Genomic DNA, 16,401 nt, shown 5'->3' with positions numbered 1-16,401 from the left:
CGGCGCGGTTGTTGATTTTTCCGCCGCCTGAACGGGGCGACGGTTATTTTTTCTCCCTCCCCGCGCTATGCTTATGGCTCCTGGCCTGCCACATGTTCTCAAAAGGATTGCCTGACCGATGTCCGTTTCGCATAAAAAAAGTGCCAGATTACGTGATGAAGAGCGTGCCCGTCTTATCTGGCTGCTGACCACCGATAAAGCCGTGACCTCGGCGCTGCTGGGAAAACTCACTCTCGCTGAACGCTATGACGACGGTACGCTGGCAGACGATCTGGCGGAGGTCGAGGTGCTGGTTTCTCACCTGCCGCCGCCGGACCTTGCCGATGCCCTCGAAGCGCTGCCGTACGACGGGCGTAATGCGCTCTGGCAGCTGGTCAGCAATGACAAACGCGGCGAGGTGCTGCTCGAGGCATCGGAAAACGTCTGGGGCGATCTCATCGATAAGATGAGCGACCACGAGCTGCTCGACGCGCTGCAAACCCTGGATATCGACGAACAGGTCTATCTGGTTCAGCACCTGCCGCGTAACCTGACCGGCCGCTTACTGGCGACGATGCCGCCGGAAAAGCGCGCGCGCGTCCGCCAGATTATGCGCTACGCCGACAATACCGTCGGGGCAATCATGGAGTTCGAAGTGATTGTCGTGCGTCCGGAAATGACGCTGGCGGCGGTACAGCGCTACCTGCGGCGGCTGGGCAAAATGCCGGAGAACACCGATAAGCTGTTTGTGACCACCCGCAATAAGCTTCTGCTGGGTGAGCTTCAGCTGCAAACGATTCTGCTCAATGATGCGCAAAAACGGGTCGGCGACGTCATGGAAGGGGACCCGGTTACCTTCCAGCCGCATGAAGAGGCTGAAAAGGTGGCGCGTACTTTTGAACGTGACGACTTGATCAGCGCCGCGGTGATTGATGCGGAAGGGAAGCTGATGGGGCGTCTGACCATCGATGAGATCGTTGACGTCGTCTATGAAGAGACGGACAGCGATCTGCGCGGCATGGGCGGCCTGAGCAGCGAAGAGGATGTCTTTGCGCCGGTCAGTAAAGCGGTGAAGACCCGCTGGGCGTGGCTGGCGGTTAATCTGTGCACCGCCTTTATCGCCTCGCGGGTGATTGACGGGTTTGAACACACTATTTCACAGCTGGTGGCGCTTGCCTCGCTGATGCCGATTGTCGCCGGGATCGGCGGCAATACCGGTAATCAGACGATCACCATGATCGTGCGCGCTATGGCGTTACAGCACATCCAGCCCGGCAGCTTTTCGTTTCTGATCATGCGCGAGATGGGCGTCGCGCTGATTAACGGCCTGGTGTGGGGCGGGATCATGGGAGCGATCACCTGGTGGCTGTATCAGGACCCGCAGCTGGGCGGCGTGATGACGCTGGCGATGATGCTGAATCTGCTGATGGCCGCGATGATGGGGGTGATTATCCCGATGGTGATGGTCAAGCTGGGGCGCGATCCGGCGGTCGGCTCCAGCGTGATGATCACCGCGATTACCGATACCGGCGGCTTCTTTATTTTTCTCGGTCTGGCGACGATATTTCTGATGTAAGCGCCGGCCTGCTGCGCAGGCGACGGGGAATCAGCGCCATCACTGCCAGTCCGGCCAGAACGCCAATGGCCAGATTGCTGGTTCCGACCGTCGCGCCGACGGTCGCCAGCATGACCAGCGTCTCCGGCCACGGATGACGCGCCACTTCCGCCGGACGAATGCTATGCCAGCTGAAGGTTTTTGCCGCCACAATCACCATCACTCCGGCCAACACCACCATCGGAATTTTAGCCATCACTTCACTCAGCGCGGTCACCAGCAGCAGCAGTACAAGGCCTGCCGCAACGGTTGAGACGCGGCTTCGGCCCTTGCCCATTTCGACGTTAACGATGGTCTGCCCGATCATGGCGCAGCCGGCGATACCGCCGTAGAGTCCGGCGAGAATATTGGCGATGCCCAGCCCGGTACTCTCGCGCGCTTTGCTGGATGGCGTGTGGGTCAGATCATCCACGAGTTTAGCCGTCAGCAGCGACTCCAGCAGCCCAACGAAGGCGATACTCAATGCGCAGGGCCAGATAATGTTCAGCGTGTGCAGATCGAGCGGTACCCGCAGAGCGGTAAATCCGGGCAGTCCGCCGCTCATGCTGCCTTCATCACCGACGGTGGGCAGCAGCTGGCCGGTGGTGACGGTAAACAAGGTCAGCAGGATGATAGCGATTAGCGGCGAAGGGATGGCTTTGATATAGCGCGGCGCCCACAGCACAATCAGCAGCGTCAGCACGAACAGGCCGATGATCAGCGGCCGTGTGCTCCAGAAATGCGGCAGCTGGGCAAAGAAGATCAGTATTCCCAGCGCATTCACAAAACCGGTCATCACCGATTGCGGAATAAACCGCATCAGCCGGGCCATGCCGCACAACCCAAACAAAATTTGAATAATACCAGCCAAAATGACAGCAGGCAGGATATAGCCGACGCCGTGCTGATGCACCATAGGGCCAATCACCAGCGCCACCGACCCCGCCGCAGCGGTGACCATAGCCGGTCTGCCGCCAAGAACCGACATCGCCAGGCAGAGCACAACGGACGCAATCAGGCTGACTTTCGGGTCAACCCCGGCAATCACGGAGAAGGAGATAACCTCTGGAATCAGGGCCAGCGCGGTGAGTACGCCAGCCAGCGCTTCGCGGGTCAGCAGCGAGGGCGAGCGTAATACATGGCGAAGAGCGCCGTTCGAAGAGGGTGGTACGTGGTTGGTGGCCTGATGCATAAGCGTTTCGCTGGTAGATAAACCGGAGCCACGAGCCTGAGCTTGTGTGCGGTCTGTCACAAAACAGGGGATGATAGCGCGTGGACGTGACATATACCAGTACAAAATATGATTTAGCGTACACATTTATTAAACATTTTTATAACAGATCTCAAAACTCAACTTAAATTTTAAACAATATTTAATTTTTTGATCTTCGGTGTTACCTTGATTCCCGATAATCGTTTCACCTGCGCTAAATCCAAAAGCGAGTAAAGTAAGGCTCAAATCCGATGAAGAAAAAGATGGCCGTACCCAGCTCACCGGCTGTTGGTTCAAATACACCTCGGACCAACACCCGCCATGAGCAAGAGACGGATGTATTGTTGATTGGCGGCGGCATCATGAGCGCCACGTTGGGAACCTGGCTTCAGGAACTTGAGCCGGACTGGTCTATTACCATGGTCGAGCAGATGTCCAGCGTGGCTGAAGAGAGCTCGAACGGCTGGAACAATGCGGGTACCGGCCATGCGGCTTTGATGGAGCTGAACTACACGCCACAAACCGCCAGCGGGATTAATATCGACAAAGCGGTCGATATCAATGAATCCTTCCATATCTCCCGGCAATTTTGGGCTCACCAGGTGACACGCGGCATACTCAGTAAGCCGAAATCGTTTATTAACAGCGTGCCGCACATGAGCTTTGTGTGGGGCGAAGACAATGTGAATTTCCTGCGCGCACGTTACGCGGCGCTGCAGCAGAGTGAGTTGTTCCGCGGGATTCGCTATTCTGAAGATCATCAGCAGATCAAAGAGTGGGCGCCGCTGGTGATGGAAGGGCGCGATCCGCAGCAAAAAGTGGCCGCGACCCGCACCGAAGTCGGAACCGACGTCAACTACGGGGAAATCACCCGCCAGCTGATTGCCGGACTGCAGACCCATGATAACTTCTCTTTGCAGCTTGGCACCGTTGTGCGTCGCTTTAAGCGCAACGCGGACAAGAGCTGGACGGTGACCCTGGCCGATGCCGATAATCGTCGCCAGAAGCGCGTTATTAAAGCCAAATTTATCTTTATTGGCGCCGGCGGCGCCGCGCTGACGCTGCTTCAGGAAACCGGCATTCCTCAGGCGAAAGAGTACGCGGGCTTCCCGGTGGGCGGTCAGTTCCTGGTGTGCGAAAACCCGGAGGTGGTGAACCATCATCTGGCGAAAGTGTATGGCCAGGCCGAAGTGGGCGCGCCGCCGATGTCGGTTCCGCATATCGATACGCGGATTATCGATGGTAAGCGCGTGGTGCTGTTCGGACCGTTCGCGACCTTCTCGACCCGCTTCCTGAAAAACGGCTCGCTGTGGGATCTGCTGGCATCAACCAACACCTCGAATATTCTGCCGATGCTCAATGTTGGTCTGGATAACTTCGATCTGGTGAAATACCTGATTAGCCAGGTGATGCAGAAAGATAACGATCGTCACGAGGCGCTGCGCGAATACTATCCGGAAGCGAATAAAGAGGACTGGCGCTTGTGGCAGGCTGGCCAGCGCGTACAGATTATCAAACGCAACGGCAAGAAGGGTGTACTCCGTCTGGGCACGGAAGTGGTCAGCGATGACGAAGGTACCGTTGCAGCGCTGCTGGGAGCCTCTCCGGGAGCATCGACGGCGGCGCCTATCATGCTACAGCTGATGGAGAAGGTCTTTAAAGAGAAGGTGCAGTCGGCCGCCTGGCAGGCGAAACTGAAAGAGATCGTTCCGTCCTACGGTCTGCGTCTGGACGGTAATCCGGCGGCGATTGAACAGGCGCTGGCGTGGACCAGTGAAGTGCTGCAGCTGCATTACGAGCCAGTCGCGGTGGTTGATCAGGTCCCGCTTGCGGAGCTGAAGCCGCTGTCCGGCGACAAACCTATGGCGGATATTGCGCTATAGAACGACATCCGGCGGCTGATGCCGCCGGAGAGTGACTGTTTATCGCTTCGCGTTAGCGTACAACGGCATTACCGATGGTTTCGTCTGCTTTCCAGATTCGGTATTTCACTTCGACGTTATCTGGCGTGTAGACCACGATTGGCAGCTTGCTGTTGTAGCGCAGCATCGCATCATCACCTAACCCTGCCAGCACAAATTTACGCTCTTTTTTGCCGTCCGGGCAGGCCATCATGGTTGAAACCGGTCCGGTTACTTTATCAAAAACGTAGTAATCGTAGCCCCAGCCTTCCAGCGTTTTGCTTTCCAGTTGGCCGCCGAGGCGATGGCGGTTGCAGTCAACCTCAAGGGTCTGGCCGATCATCAGTTCGACTTTAAATGCGGATTCGTCCTGCTGCTGCGGCAGCTGAATCACCTGACGCTTCATGCCTTTTTCCGCCTTCGGATAGGGGGCGACCTTTTCCAGAGGCTGTTCAGCGGCCAGCGCGCTGGTGGAAACACAGGCAACGGCCAGCAGAGAAACAGCAAGCGTAGAGATTTTATTCACGATTCATCATCCTTTGTTATCGATCTTTAACGGCAAAAGACTAGCACTCTTTTGCGTAATGGTAAGAATAATTTACCATTATTTTCATATATTCTGGTCTTATTGACTGACTTTTCTTGATGGTGTGCAAGTATTCACTACCCATATTCACGCTCTGAGCGAAAGGTTCTTGCGGTATCCTTGACGGGATATTGCCGCCAACTGCGGCCGGTAATCCGGCGTTAATAATCATCAGCAAGCGAAGACGCTTTCAGGTGCAATGATTCCACTCTGACCGGCCCATACCCGCGAATGATGAGGCGTTATCAGTGACATGAATGGAAACAGAAGGGGGAAGCGAAATGCTCCCCCCGATGCTTACTCATCGCGACTGACTTTCCCTTCCTCGATGAACTCTTCATCTATTTCGTCGGTGTTGCCCGCGTGTTCACGCCCCGATAACAGATTCCAGCAGGCGATAAACAGGGCGGCGATCAGCGGCCCGATGACAAAGCCATTAATACCGTAAATCTCCATGCCGCCGAGGGTGGCAATCAAAATCAGATAGTCCGGCATTTTGGTGTCTTTGCCCACCAGCAGCGGGCGCAGAATATTATCCACCAGGCCTATCACAATCACGAAGAAGCCCACGATAAACGCCCCTTGCCATAGCTGATCGGTGGCAAACAGGAAGATAGCCGCCGGTACCCAGACTATGGCGGAACCGATCGCCGGAATCAGCGACAGAAACGCCATGATGGCGCCCCACAAAATGCTGCCGTCGAGGCCGGCGATAGAAAACGCGATACCGCCAAGTATCCCCTGGGCGAGGGCGACGGCGACGGTACCTTTTACGGTTGCCCGTGATACGGCGGCAAATTTGGCAAACAGATGCTGCTTAACGTAGTTAGACAGCGGCAGGGACTCAAGGATGAGCATGACCAGATAGGGGCCATCTTTGAGCAGGAAAAACAGCAGATACAGCATGATGCCGAAGCTCACGGTAAAGCCGAATGTCCCTTTACCAATCAGGAACGCGCTACCGGCCAGATATTGCCCACCTTTCAGGGCGGCGTCAGAGAGCTGTTTCTGAATCTGCTCTGCGCTGTCAAGGTTATGTTCGGAGAGAAAGCTTCTGGCCCACTCGGGCAGATGGGCAAACAGGTTTGCCACCACCACCGGAAACTGGGTGTCATTATGCTGAAGCCGGGTGTAAACCAGGTTTAGCTCGAACGCCAGCGATGAAATGATGATCGCCAGCGGCGTGAAAACAATCAGGCAGATAATCACCACGGTCAACAACGATGCCAGGTCATTGCGCTCACCGAGGCGAGCCCGCAATTTGTTCTTTACCGGGTTGAAGATGACCGACAGAATCGCGGCCCACAGTATGGCTGAATAATAAGGCGAAAGAACATTAAAAAAGGCGAGGCTGACCATCAGCAAAATCAGGATAAAAAATCCCTTCGTAAGTCCATTAACTCTCATATTAATTGTTCCGGTGTCAGGCAAGTACGACGAATAATAGAAGCTATTCTTCGTTTTACAATCAGTAAGGTCGGAGTTTGTTCATCGGCAGCACGAAAGCGGGGATGGATTCGAGCGCGGACCGCGACCGTGTCGGTGGGACGGATTCGGGCATTAAAAAACCCGCAGGCTCAGAGAGGATGCGGGTTCTTAAGGGGTTACCGGTGGTTAAGATAACCTACCGGTGAATGATTTGGTCGGCACGAGAGGATTTGAACCTCCGACCCCCGACACCCCATGACGGTGCGCTACCAGGCTGCGCTACGTGCCGACGTATGGAGGACAATATTACCCGTTCCCCGACCGAATGCAAGCCGGGGAACGGCTGATTGATTCATAATTAATCAATCAGTTAGCGATAAAGCGTTTTTCGTCAGTCAGGATCTGCAGCAGCAGGCTGAGCTGAGGTTTGCGGTTATCAATCTTTTTGCCATCGCTGTTCCAGGTGCTGTAGGTACCGTTGTGGTTTAGCACCACGGTCACCTCTGGCGACGTGACCGCCAGCGTATCGCCGTTGGCTGCCGTCACCCAGGCCCGGCGACGCGCGGGGCTGAACAGGTCTTCACCCTGTGAATATTCGTTGGCAGGCGTGGAGACGTGCAGCAGGCGCTGCATCAGCGTGGTCATCACATCTTTGTTGCTGGTCAGCGTCGCGATGTTCTGCGCCGGAATTCCTGGCCAGTGAATAACCAGCGGCACCTGCAGCTGCTCCCGGGACCAGTCAAACTTACCGCGCTGCGGATTCAACGGCATACCGTGAGCGGCGGTGATAATCACCACGGTGTTATCCAGTTTTCCGGCATCGCTCAGGGCGCTCAGTACCCGGCTGATTTGACTATCAACATCTCCCGCCGCACGACTGTAGCGACGCGCGAAGTTTTGCTGCTGACTGTTGTCCAGCGTGGTGCCGTTCAACGAAATCCATGAGAACCAGCGGTTTTCATCCTGCGCATAGCGATTGAGCCAGCCAATCCACTGGTCCGCCGTTTGCTCATCGCTTTGCGTTTTCTCATTTGGCAGCGAGAAATCGGACAGCAGCGCCTGGCGATAGAGCGGGCTGCTGAAGCCATCGGAGGAGAACAGCCCCAGCTGATATCCCTGCTGGTTAAAGGCCGTAATCAACGCCGCCGGAATGCGGGCCGACAGCACGCCATCCATATAGCCCGGCGAAATCCCGTAGAACAGGCCAAACATACCGCTATCGGTAGTGTTGCCGGAGCTCATATGCTGGGTAAAGTTGACATTCTCTTGTGCGAAACGGGCCAGTTCCGGCATATTTTTCTCAAACCGTGAATAGTTCAGGTTATCGACGGTAATGAGCAGAACGTTGTAGCCAGCCCCCAGATCGCGATAGCGCAGGTTGCTCAGCGGATACTCAACGGAGACGGCTTCCGGCGCCCCCTGTTCTACCAGCCGACGCTGGTAATCCTGGGCATCGAGCAGGCCATGTTTCTCAAGGAAACGGCGGGCCGTCATCGGATAGGAGAGCGGCAGATTCGCCCGTTGCATGGTGATTGGGCGATAGAAATTCGCATCCGCCCAGATATAAATCAGGTGGCTGCTGATAAAAGAGAGAAAGAAAAACCAGGCGACAGGCCGGGCGTAGTGGCGGCGACGCGTCAGGCTGCGCAGCTTCTGCCAGCTCCAGGTCGCAAACAGCATTTCCAGCAGGAAGATAATCGGCACGCTGATAAACATCAGCTGCCAGTCGCGCGCCATCTCATTCTGGTCAGGGTTGATGACCAGTTCCCAGACAATCGGGTTAAGATGCAGGTGGAAACGGGTAAAGACTTCGCTATCGATCAGCAGAAGCGTCATGCCCGCGGTCGCCAGAATGACCGACAGGAAGCGCATCAATCGCTGCGATATGACGATAAAGGTCAGCGGGAAGAGAATCAGGACATAGCTGGTAAACACCAGAAAACTGAAGTGACCCACGAGGCTGACATACGAGAAAATACGTCCGCCCAGAGTCGTGGGCCAGTCGGCGACAAAAAGATAGCGGCTGCCGAGCACCATGGCCAACAACATGTTGAACAGGGCGAACCAGTGCCCCCAGCTGACCATCTGGGAGATTTTTTCTCGGTAGGGCTGACGAAGAGTCACCATATACAGTTGTTGGTTATCCTTAGTGCGCCGGGTCGTCGTTGATTGAAGACTGCAGAGCCTGGGCAAAAGAACGGGCGATCGCCTGACGCTGCGCCGGCGCGACGCTACTATTGATCAGGTTAGTCACCATATTGCCTAGCACCATCAGTGAAAGGTCAACGGGGGCTTTGTGTGTTTCCAGCACGTTGCTCAGCTCGCTAAGCAGCTGTTCGACGTGTTCATCACTATAGCGGGATAATTGCGGCATAAACTCAAAATCTGTTTGTTCGTGAAAGGGCAACATATTACCGTAGCAGCAGCTTTTTTTCCGCATTTTTTCGCCACGGCGCAAAAGCGCGCAGGATCGCGAGTCTCAGGTCGTCGAAGAGTCACGCGGCGGTTGCGTCGCCGTCCCGGCGGTGGTTGAATACCGGCCGGTCTAAAAGGAGAGTTTAACATGAGTCTGGATATCGACCAGATTGCCCTGCATCAGTTAATTAAACGTGATGAACAAAACCTCGAACTGGTGCTGCGCGATTCCTTACTGGAGCCGAATGCGACGGTCGTGGAAATGATGGCCGAGCTGCATCGTGTCTACAGCGCTAAAAACAAGGCCTACGGTCTGTTTAACCAGGAGAGCGAGCTGGCACAGGCCCTTCGCCTGCAGCGTCAGGGCGAGGAAGACTTTCTCCCGTTCAGCCGGGCGGCAACCGGCCGTCTGCGTGACGAACTGGCGAAGTACCCTTTCGCAGAAGGCGGTATCGTGCTGTTCTGTCAGTATCGTTATCTGGCGGTAGAGTACCTGCTGGTGGCGGTGCTGAACAACCTGAGCAGTATGCGCGTTAATGAAGATCTGGATATCAGCTCGACCCACTATCTGGATATCAATCATGCCGATATTGTGGCGCGCATTGACTTAACTGAATGGGAAACCAATCCGGAGTCGACCCGCTACCTGACCTTCCTCAAAGGCCGTGTCGGGCGTAAAGTGGCTGATTTCTTTATGGACTTCCTTGGCGCCAGCGAAGGGCTGAACGCGAAAGCGCAGAACCGTGGCCTGCTCCAGGCGGTCGATGATTTCGCCTCCGATGCTCAGCTCGATAAGTCCGAACGGCAGAACGTTCGTCAGCAGGTCTATGCTTATTGCAACGAGCAGCTGCAGGCGGGAGAAGAGATTGAGCTGGAATCTTTATCCAAAGAGCTGGCCGGCGTCAGCGAGAAGAGCTTCCAGCAATTTACCGCGGAACAGGGGTATGAGCTGGAAGAGAGCTTCCCGGCGGATCGCAGCACGCTGCGTCAGTTGACCAAGTTTGCCGGCAGCGGCGGCGGGTTAACGATCAACTTTGATGCCATGCTGCTGGGCGAGCGGGTGTTCTGGGATCCGGCAACGGATACGCTGACCATCAAAGGTACGCCGCCTAACCTGCGCGATCAGCTGCAGCGTCGGACTTCCGGCGGTAGCTGATTCTCCGCCAGCCCCGGTGAAGGCCGGGGCTGCTGCCCGGGCCATCGTCGGCCCGCGGCGTTCTTACTCTGCATCGGCGCGGATCGTCTCGATCCCGTGCTGGGTCAGCTTCGCCTGCAGGGCCTCATCCAGCAAACCATCGATAATCAGGGTACTGGCAAGGCTTAACTCGCCGATGGCAAACGCCGATGCCGAGTTCAGTTTTTCCTGCGACGCCATCACAATGGTTTCCGCTGCCCGCGCGGCGAGCGCCCGCTTGATAGCCGCCTCTTCATAATCGCCGGTAGTGAAACCAGCGCGGTCATGCACCCCGGTCACGCCCATAAAAAACAGATCGGCATTGATCCGAGCAATACCTTCCAGCGCGCTGGCGCCGACGGTGACCACCGAATGTTTAAACAGCCGCCCGCCGATAAGAATGACCTCAATCAACGGCCGCTCCACCAGCGCGACGGCTATACCGGGGCTATGGGTCACGATGGTGCAGGCTAAATCAGCCGGCAGACAGCGGACCATTTCTTCTGTGGTGGTCCCGCCATCGATAATCACCACCTGACCCGGCTGGATCAGGGCCGCCGCCCGGCGGGCAATGGCCTGTTTCGAGGCGATTTGCACGTTTTTTCTTGTTTCGATCGGCGCGATGGCCGCCGAAACCGGCAGCGCCCCGCCGTGGACCCGCTGCAGCTTGCCTTCCCCCGCAAGCTCGCGTAAATCCCGGCGGATAGAGTCTTCAGAGACGTTAAATCGCTGGCTAAGCTCACCGGACATTACCTGTTTTTCGACGGCCAGAATTTGCAGTATTTGCTGTTTTCGTTGGCTGGCAAACATATTTTTCCTTCACGTTTGATCTTGTTTGTGCGTTATTTTGCATGTTATCGTGGCCGCTGTCATCTTATCAGGAGAAAAATATGTCCTGCGATACATCCCGCGTTCGCCACGTGCGTGAAACGCTGCTGTCCGACAACTGGTATACGTTAAAAAAATACACTTTTGAATTGCTGCGACGGGACGGCCGTTGGCAGGAGCAGAGCCGTGAGGCCTACGATCGCGGCAACGGCGCGGTGATTCTGCTCTATAACCGGGTAAAGCAAACCGTCGTGCTTATTCGCCAGTTTCGTTTTCCGGTGTGGATTAACGGTCATGATGGTTTTTTGATCGAGGCGGCTGCCGGACTGCTGGATAATGCGTCGCCGGAAGAGCGCATTATCGCCGAGGCGGAAGAAGAGACCGGCTTTCGTGTCACCGGTATTGAACCGGTTTTTACTGCCTACATGAGTCCGGGGTCGGTTACCGAAAAACTCTACTTTTTCATTGCCGAATATTCGGCGGACGATCGCCGCAGCGAAGGCGGCGGGCTGGCGGCGGAAGGGGAGGATATTGAAGTGCTGGAGTGGCCACTGGCCCGGGCGTTACAAGCGATACGCGAAGGGGAAATTGTGGATGCCAAAACCATTATGCTCCTGCAACACCTGGCCCTCACGGTTTCATCGCGCCTTGCTCAGGATGAAACAAGGCGCGATAACCCTTAGCGCAGCTTGCGAGCGATAGCGCTGTACATCAGCGCGGCTTCCAGCGGTTGGGCGTTAAACGAAGGTTCGGCCTGCGGCCAGGTTGACCACTGCACGATCACCAGATGTTCCGCGCGGTTGACCATAATCACCTGGCCGTAGATACCCAGCGCCCACAGCGAACCTTTCAGCCCCTGGCGAGCGGTAGGGTCGACGTGCTGCGCGTTGGCTGGAATCGCGTTATTCCACCATTGATAGCCGTAAATGCCTTCCGGGTGTGCCGGGGAGACCGATTTCTGCGCCTGAGTCCAGGCGGAGGATTGGTCAAACCAGCCTTCAGGCACCCGTCGTTGGCCGTTGGCCAGGCGTCCATCCCGGGCGACAAACTCGCCGAAACGACCCCAGTCTTCCAGCGTGGCGTTAAAGCCATGCGCCCCGACGTCATGTTTACCCTGCTGATAAGCGTGCCAGACGCCGTCATGCGCCATTCCGGCGGGCTGCCACAGGGCCTGCTCCAGCCATGCGGCAAGCGGCATTCCGGTGGCCCGCTCCACCACATCCCCCAATAGCCATGCGCCCCCTGATGAGTAGGACCACTGCTCGCCGGCGGGATGCGTACGCTTCAGGGAAGCCACGATCTTGCGCACGCATGCGTAGGCGCCCGGATGGGCCTCACACTGGGTCAGGCGGGCGAAATGGGATTGTGGATTGGTGTAATCTTCATTCCACTCGACGCCGGAGGTGTGCTGAATCAGCTGCTTAAGGGTGACATCATCCCAGGCGGTGCCTTTCAGGTCGGGCTCGTAATCGGTGACCCGGTCATTAAGCGAATGGATTTTACCTTGCTGAATCGCCATACCGACTAAGGTGGAGACCACCGCTTTACCTACCGAACGGGAGGTCCACAGCGTGGTGTCGGTGTTGCCTGCGCCGAGATATTTGTAGGCAATTTTACCCTCTTTGAGTACCAGAAAACCGGTAACGTTCTGGCGCTTCAGGTAATCCTGCAGGTTCCATGTCTGGCCGTTTACCGTGTAGCTGACGTCGGTCAGCGGCTTATCTGATGGCGACAGCGGCGTGGCGCTACCGTGACGGAAGACATCGCCGGCATAGTTACGGTAGTCGTTGCGAAAGCCGATAACCCGGGCAGATTGATCCCAGTTGAGCATATCTTTTGTGGCGGGCAGCACGGGATCAAAAGGCGTCGGGCAGACATCCAGCATCACTCCGCCGCAGGCCTGCGGTGACGGGGTTTGCGCCATGCTGACGGTAGGGCAAAGCGCGAACATCAGCGCCAGGGCCAGCGGTGTGGTTTTTTTTATCTTTGTCATCAGAGATTCCTTATTAGCCATAACAACCAGGCCTGCAGTATATAAATCGCCTTCGGCAGGCTAAAATCAGCCGATGGGGGATTTTCCCCCGAAGGAAACCTCGGGATGAAAACGCTGCATTACTCATTTGCCCAGATTGAAGCCTTTGCCACCATCGCGGAAACAGGGAGTCTCTCCCGGGCGGCGATTCGGCTCGGAAAGGACCGTACCACGCTGCGCGATCTGCTGGATTATCTGGAAGATGCGCTGGGATATGCGCTGTTCCTGCGCGAAGGGCGGAGCCTGGCGTTAACCGCCGAAGGGGAACAACTGTTTCGCCAGGCGCATCTACTCCTGCGCCAGGCGCAGGCCTTTGAGTCGTTTGCGCAGACTCTGCCGCGCACGGCGGGGCAGGAGCTGCGGGTGGTGTACGATCCGTTTGTCCCGCGCCCCTTTCTCTGCGCGCTGGCAGACCACCTTGCCCGACGTCAGCTGCGAATGAGCTGCTGGAGCGCATCGCGTCGCGAGGCGGAGCAGGCGCTGGCCGACGGGCAGGCCGATCTGGCTATTTGCCAGGCTAATAACCGGACTCTCGGTAGCGAAATGGAATGGCGAGCGTTGGGAACCGTCGATCTGCGCTTTTATGCGACGGAGCGCCTGTTTGCTGACTGCGCGCGTCCGCTGACTCTGCTCAATCTGTCGCTGGTGCCACAGCTGGTGATGCATCGCCGTGCAGACGAGCAAATTGCCCGCCGGGTGCAAATCTCGGGACACACGCTGTACATGAATGAGAAAGCGTTATTGCGCCATGCGCTGCAGCAGGGGCAGGGGTGGGGATTCTTACCTGACCATTTTCAGGCGGTCGACTGGCAAGGGGTGGAGGAGATCGACACCGAAGTCGGTACCCAGGGGCTGAATGTCACGATGGTAATGCTGTGGCAGCCGGGAATGAACAAGCATCCGACGCTGGGAGAGGTGGTTGATTTTGCGCCTTTGCTATGGAAACAAGACGCATAACAAAACGCCCCGGACCTTGCGGGCCGGGGCGTTTGCCACTCAACTTGCTATCGCGATTAAGCGCGAACGAAGTCGATGTGAGTCAGTTTTGGCTTGAACGCGTGACGCTGAACAGCCTGAACTTTTACTTTTTCTTCTTTGCCATCGATAACGATGGTCAGAACTTCACCGTAGAACTCAGCTTTGCTCTGAATGTTCCACAGTTTGTCCTGGTCCAGCTCGATTGCTACCGGAGTAGCTTCACCGCCATAAATGATGGCCGGGAATTTGTTAGCTGCACGCAGGCGGCGGCTCGCACCCTTACCCTGCTCTTTACGTACTTCTGCGTTGATAGTAAACATTGATGTCTCTCTATATTTAAATCCTGCTACAGGCGACCCAGCAGCAGGCAGATGATCTGCTTTGCGAATGCAAAAGCGGGCGGCATTATATCCACCTATGGCGTTGACGGCAATGAAAACCTCAGGCGCGGCGCTGATTAACGCAGTTCGTTTGCCCGACGGAAGCGGCCTTGATAGTCGAAGACTTTTTCCCTGACCTGCCAGTACTGGCCTTTCATGCGCGCGACGACAAAGTCCGGATGACGCAACAGCGGCTGTTGGGCAACAATGTCGGCAGGGGTTATCCAGCGCAGCGGCACGCCCGGCGTGCGGGTATGCGGGCGGATAAACAGCTGCTCAAACGCGGTCCGCTGGGCCGGCGTCTGCAGGCGGAAGCGCTCGCTGACATCGGCGCCGTCCTCATCGTAATAGGTGATTTTCAGCCACGGGCCTTTATCGTCGCCACCGTGCTGCAGGTCCATACCGCTGCAGCGCAGCACCAGCGCGTCTTTGAGCTTCAGCGCGGCCTTCAGCATATCGTCGGGGTCGACCAGAATCGTGTCGCACTCGCGGCAGCGGCGGGCGGCAATATCATTTTCCGCATTGCACTGCGGACAGTTTTTAAAACGAAAACGAAAATCGCACTGTTCACGATGACCGTCGTCATCTTCAAACCAGCCCTGGCAGCGGCGGCCAAAGTGTTCAATCAGCGTACCGTCGGCGGTGGTCTTTCCCCAGAAGGTATTGGCAAAGCCACAGGCCGGACAGAATACCTGTACGGGGACGTTATCGCTCTTGCCCTTCGGCGAGCCCACCTCTGGCGCATAGAGATCGTGAGGATTTCCGGCATAGTCGAGAATCAGGCAGTCGGTTTTCCCCGGCGCCAGACGCAGGCCGCGGCCGACAATTTGCTGATACAGGCTGACCGACTCCGTGGGGCGCAGGATGGCGATCAGATCGACATGCGGGGCATCAAACCCGGTGGTGAGCACCGCCACGTTCACCAGATAACGATACTGCTGCGCCTTAAATGCTTCGATGATGCGATCGCGCTGCGGACCGGGCGTGTCACCGGTAATCAGCTCCGCCTCGCCGGCGGGCAGCAGGCCGGTAATTTCCCGCGCGTGTTCTACCGTGGAGGCGAAAATCATCACTCCCTTGCGCGTCTGGGCAAATTCGACGATCTGGCTGACGATATGCGGCGTAATGCGCTGCTGCTTTTTTAGCTCAAGGTTCAGGTCCGCTTCGCTAAACAGCCCGTTGCTCTGCGGCTGAAGGCGGCTGAAATCGTACTGTACGACCGGCATATCCAGCCGCTCCGGAGGCGTCAGATACCCGTGCTTGATCATATAGCGCAGCGGCAGCTCGTAAATACAGTCGCGGAACAACGCCTTCTCATCACCGCGAACCATACCATGATAATGAAACTGGTAGATCCAGCCCTTGCCGAGGCGGAACGGCGTGGCGGTCAACCCGAGCAGACGCAGCTGCGGATTGACCTGTTGCAAATGGCTGATAATTTGCTGGTACTGGCTGTCATCATCGTCGCTGATGCGGTGGCATTCATCGACGATCAGCAGTGAAAACTCGGCCTGAAACTGTTCAAGGTTACGGGCTACCGATTGCACGCTGCCGAAAACCACCTTGCCGTGGCTCTCTTTGCGTTTCAGGCCGGCAGCAAAAATATCCGCCTCCAGCCCAAGCGCACAATACTTGGCGTGGTTTTGCGCGACCAGCTCCTTGACGTGCGCCAGCACCAGAACGCGGCCGCGCGCCAGACGCGCCAGTTCGGCGATGACCAGGCTTTTACCTGCGCCGGTTGGCAGGACGATGGCGGCCGGTTCATGATGGCGACGAAACCAGGCGAGCGTGGCGTCGACGGCCTCTTTTTGGTAGGGACGTAATGTAAAAGTCATGGCTATACTGGCGTTAATTAACTCGCAAATAGTATGCCACGAATCTTTTCCCTTGAGT

The 16,401-nt window shown here is 56.6% G+C and carries 14 protein-coding genes and 1 tRNA gene; 5 read left to right on the top strand and 10 right to left on the bottom strand.

Features of this window, described 5'->3' with window-relative positions; genetic code table 11:
• Nucleotides 1-118: 118 nt before the first annotated feature.
• Entirely contained in the window at nucleotides 119-1,555 is a 1,437-nt protein-coding gene (gene mgtE / locus MC50_RS00525; RefSeq protein WP_032686673.1) for a magnesium transporter, read from the top strand.
• Here mgtE and MC50_RS00520 read toward each other — a convergent pair.
• Nucleotides 1,518-2,765, bottom strand: a complete 1,248-nt coding sequence (locus tag MC50_RS00520) for a SulP family inorganic anion transporter (RefSeq protein ID WP_032686674.1) — start codon at nucleotides 2,763-2,765, stop codon at nucleotides 1,518-1,520. The genes mgtE and MC50_RS00520 overlap by 38 nt on opposite strands.
• A 272-nt stretch (nucleotides 2,766-3,037) precedes the next feature.
• Here MC50_RS00520 and mqo point away from each other — a divergent pair, with 272 nt between their 5' ends.
• Nucleotides 3,038-4,669 (top strand): malate dehydrogenase (quinone), encoded by a 1,632-nt coding sequence (mqo, locus tag MC50_RS00515; protein ID WP_015583824.1) that lies wholly within the window; start codon nucleotides 3,038-3,040, stop codon nucleotides 4,667-4,669.
• A 52-nt stretch (nucleotides 4,670-4,721) separates the two neighbouring features.
• Here the strand turns inward: mqo and eco are convergent, their stop codons facing one another.
• The 5 genes from eco to MC50_RS00490 all read right to left on the bottom strand — a co-directional run bounded on the left by eco (nucleotide 4,722) and on the right by MC50_RS00490 (nucleotide 9,075).
• Nucleotides 4,722-5,213 (bottom strand): serine protease inhibitor ecotin, encoded by a 492-nt coding sequence (eco, locus tag MC50_RS00510; RefSeq protein WP_032686675.1) that lies wholly within the window; start codon nucleotides 5,211-5,213, stop codon nucleotides 4,722-4,724.
• Nucleotides 5,214-5,570: 357 nt separating this feature from the next.
• The gene (locus tag MC50_RS00505; protein ID WP_032686676.1) at nucleotides 5,571-6,680 is read right to left on the bottom strand and encodes an AI-2E family transporter; all 1,110 of its coding nucleotides are present in this window, start codon (nucleotides 6,678-6,680) and stop codon (nucleotides 5,571-5,573) included.
• 233 nt (nucleotides 6,681-6,913) lie between these two features.
• Nucleotides 6,914-6,990, bottom strand: a tRNA-Pro gene (locus tag MC50_RS00500).
• 77 nt (nucleotides 6,991-7,067) lie between these two features.
• Entirely contained in the window at nucleotides 7,068-8,828 is a 1,761-nt protein-coding gene (yejM, locus tag MC50_RS00495; RefSeq protein WP_032686677.1) for an LPS biosynthesis-modulating metalloenzyme YejM, read from the bottom strand.
• 19 nt (nucleotides 8,829-8,847) lie between these two features.
• A complete protein-coding gene (locus tag MC50_RS00490; RefSeq protein ID WP_032686767.1) occupies nucleotides 8,848-9,075 on the bottom strand; it encodes a YejL family protein in 228 nt (75 codons plus the stop codon).
• Between the two features lie 189 nt (nucleotides 9,076-9,264).
• Between MC50_RS00490 and yejK the strand changes: the two genes are divergently transcribed.
• On the top strand, nucleotides 9,265-10,272 hold the full coding sequence (gene yejK, locus MC50_RS00485) for a nucleoid-associated protein YejK (RefSeq protein ID WP_032686678.1): 1,008 nt from the start codon (nucleotides 9,265-9,267) through the stop codon (nucleotides 10,270-10,272).
• 63 nt (nucleotides 10,273-10,335) lie between these two features.
• On the opposite strand, the gene MC50_RS00480 is transcribed toward yejK, so the two are convergent.
• Nucleotides 10,336-11,100 carry a DeoR/GlpR family DNA-binding transcription regulator gene (locus tag MC50_RS00480; RefSeq protein ID WP_032686679.1) on the bottom strand — a complete coding sequence of 255 codons (765 nt, stop codon included), beginning with the start codon at nucleotides 11,098-11,100 and terminating at the stop codon, nucleotides 10,336-10,338.
• Between the two features lie 80 nt (nucleotides 11,101-11,180).
• On the opposite strand from MC50_RS00480, the gene MC50_RS00475 reads away from it, so the two are divergent.
• On the top strand, nucleotides 11,181-11,801 hold the full coding sequence (locus tag MC50_RS00475) for an NUDIX domain-containing protein (protein ID WP_047663325.1): 621 nt from the start codon (nucleotides 11,181-11,183) through the stop codon (nucleotides 11,799-11,801).
• On the opposite strand, the gene MC50_RS00470 is transcribed toward MC50_RS00475, so the two are convergent.
• Entirely contained in the window at nucleotides 11,798-13,111 is a 1,314-nt protein-coding gene (locus tag MC50_RS00470; protein ID WP_032695451.1) for a serine hydrolase domain-containing protein, read from the bottom strand. The two genes, MC50_RS00475 and MC50_RS00470, sit on opposite strands and share 4 nt — an antisense overlap.
• Before the next feature lie 105 nt (nucleotides 13,112-13,216).
• On the opposite strand from MC50_RS00470, the gene MC50_RS00465 reads away from it, so the two are divergent.
• Nucleotides 13,217-14,107 (top strand): LysR family transcriptional regulator, encoded by an 891-nt coding sequence (locus tag MC50_RS00465; protein WP_032699099.1) that lies wholly within the window; start codon nucleotides 13,217-13,219, stop codon nucleotides 14,105-14,107.
• A gap of 56 nt (nucleotides 14,108-14,163) precedes the next feature.
• On the opposite strand, the gene rplY is transcribed toward MC50_RS00465, so the two are convergent.
• A complete protein-coding gene (rplY, locus tag MC50_RS00460; protein WP_004864846.1) occupies nucleotides 14,164-14,448 on the bottom strand; it encodes a 50S ribosomal protein L25 in 285 nt (94 codons plus the stop codon).
• Nucleotides 14,449-14,585: 137 nt separating this feature from the next.
• Nucleotides 14,586-16,343, bottom strand: a complete 1,758-nt coding sequence (locus MC50_RS00455; RefSeq protein ID WP_032686683.1) for a DEAD/DEAH box helicase — start codon at nucleotides 16,341-16,343, stop codon at nucleotides 14,586-14,588.
• Nucleotides 16,344-16,401 lie beyond the last annotated feature (58 nt).

The organism is Klebsiella planticola, from assembly GCF_000783935.2.
Lineage (GTDB): Bacteria > Pseudomonadota > Gammaproteobacteria > Enterobacterales > Enterobacteriaceae > Klebsiella > Klebsiella planticola.
This window is presented reverse-complemented; position numbering and strand designations above follow the sequence as displayed.

What these genes read in the sequence shown, in the direction of transcription:
- rplY (WP_004864846.1), bottom strand. Translation starts at nt 14,448, where the DNA reads ATGTTTACTATCAACGCAGAAGTACGTAAAGAGCAGGGTAAGGGTGCG.
- MC50_RS00520 (WP_032686674.1), bottom strand. Translation starts at nt 2,765, where the DNA reads ATGCATCAGGCCACCAACCACGTACCACCCTCTTCGAACGGCGCTCTT.
- MC50_RS00480 (WP_032686679.1), bottom strand. Translation starts at nt 11,100, where the DNA reads ATGTTTGCCAGCCAACGAAAACAGCAAATACTGCAAATTCTGGCCGTC.
- MC50_RS00505 (WP_032686676.1), bottom strand. Translation starts at nt 6,680, where the DNA reads ATGAGAGTTAATGGACTTACGAAGGGATTTTTTATCCTGATTTTGCTG.
- MC50_RS00490 (WP_032686767.1), bottom strand. Translation starts at nt 9,075, where the DNA reads ATGCCGCAATTATCCCGCTATAGTGATGAACACGTCGAACAGCTGCTT.
- MC50_RS00475 (WP_047663325.1), top strand. Translation starts at nt 11,181, where the DNA reads ATGTCCTGCGATACATCCCGCGTTCGCCACGTGCGTGAAACGCTGCTG.
- MC50_RS00470 (WP_032695451.1), bottom strand. Translation starts at nt 13,111, where the DNA reads ATGACAAAGATAAAAAAAACCACACCGCTGGCCCTGGCGCTGATGTTC.
- mqo (WP_015583824.1), top strand. Translation starts at nt 3,038, where the DNA reads ATGAAGAAAAAGATGGCCGTACCCAGCTCACCGGCTGTTGGTTCAAAT.
- yejK (WP_032686678.1), top strand. Translation starts at nt 9,265, where the DNA reads ATGAGTCTGGATATCGACCAGATTGCCCTGCATCAGTTAATTAAACGT.
- yejM (WP_032686677.1), bottom strand. Translation starts at nt 8,828, where the DNA reads ATGGTGACTCTTCGTCAGCCCTACCGAGAAAAAATCTCCCAGATGGTC.
- mgtE (WP_032686673.1), top strand. Translation starts at nt 119, where the DNA reads ATGTCCGTTTCGCATAAAAAAAGTGCCAGATTACGTGATGAAGAGCGT.
- MC50_RS00465 (WP_032699099.1), top strand. Translation starts at nt 13,217, where the DNA reads ATGAAAACGCTGCATTACTCATTTGCCCAGATTGAAGCCTTTGCCACC.
- MC50_RS00455 (WP_032686683.1), bottom strand. Translation starts at nt 16,343, where the DNA reads ATGACTTTTACATTACGTCCCTACCAAAAAGAGGCCGTCGACGCCACG.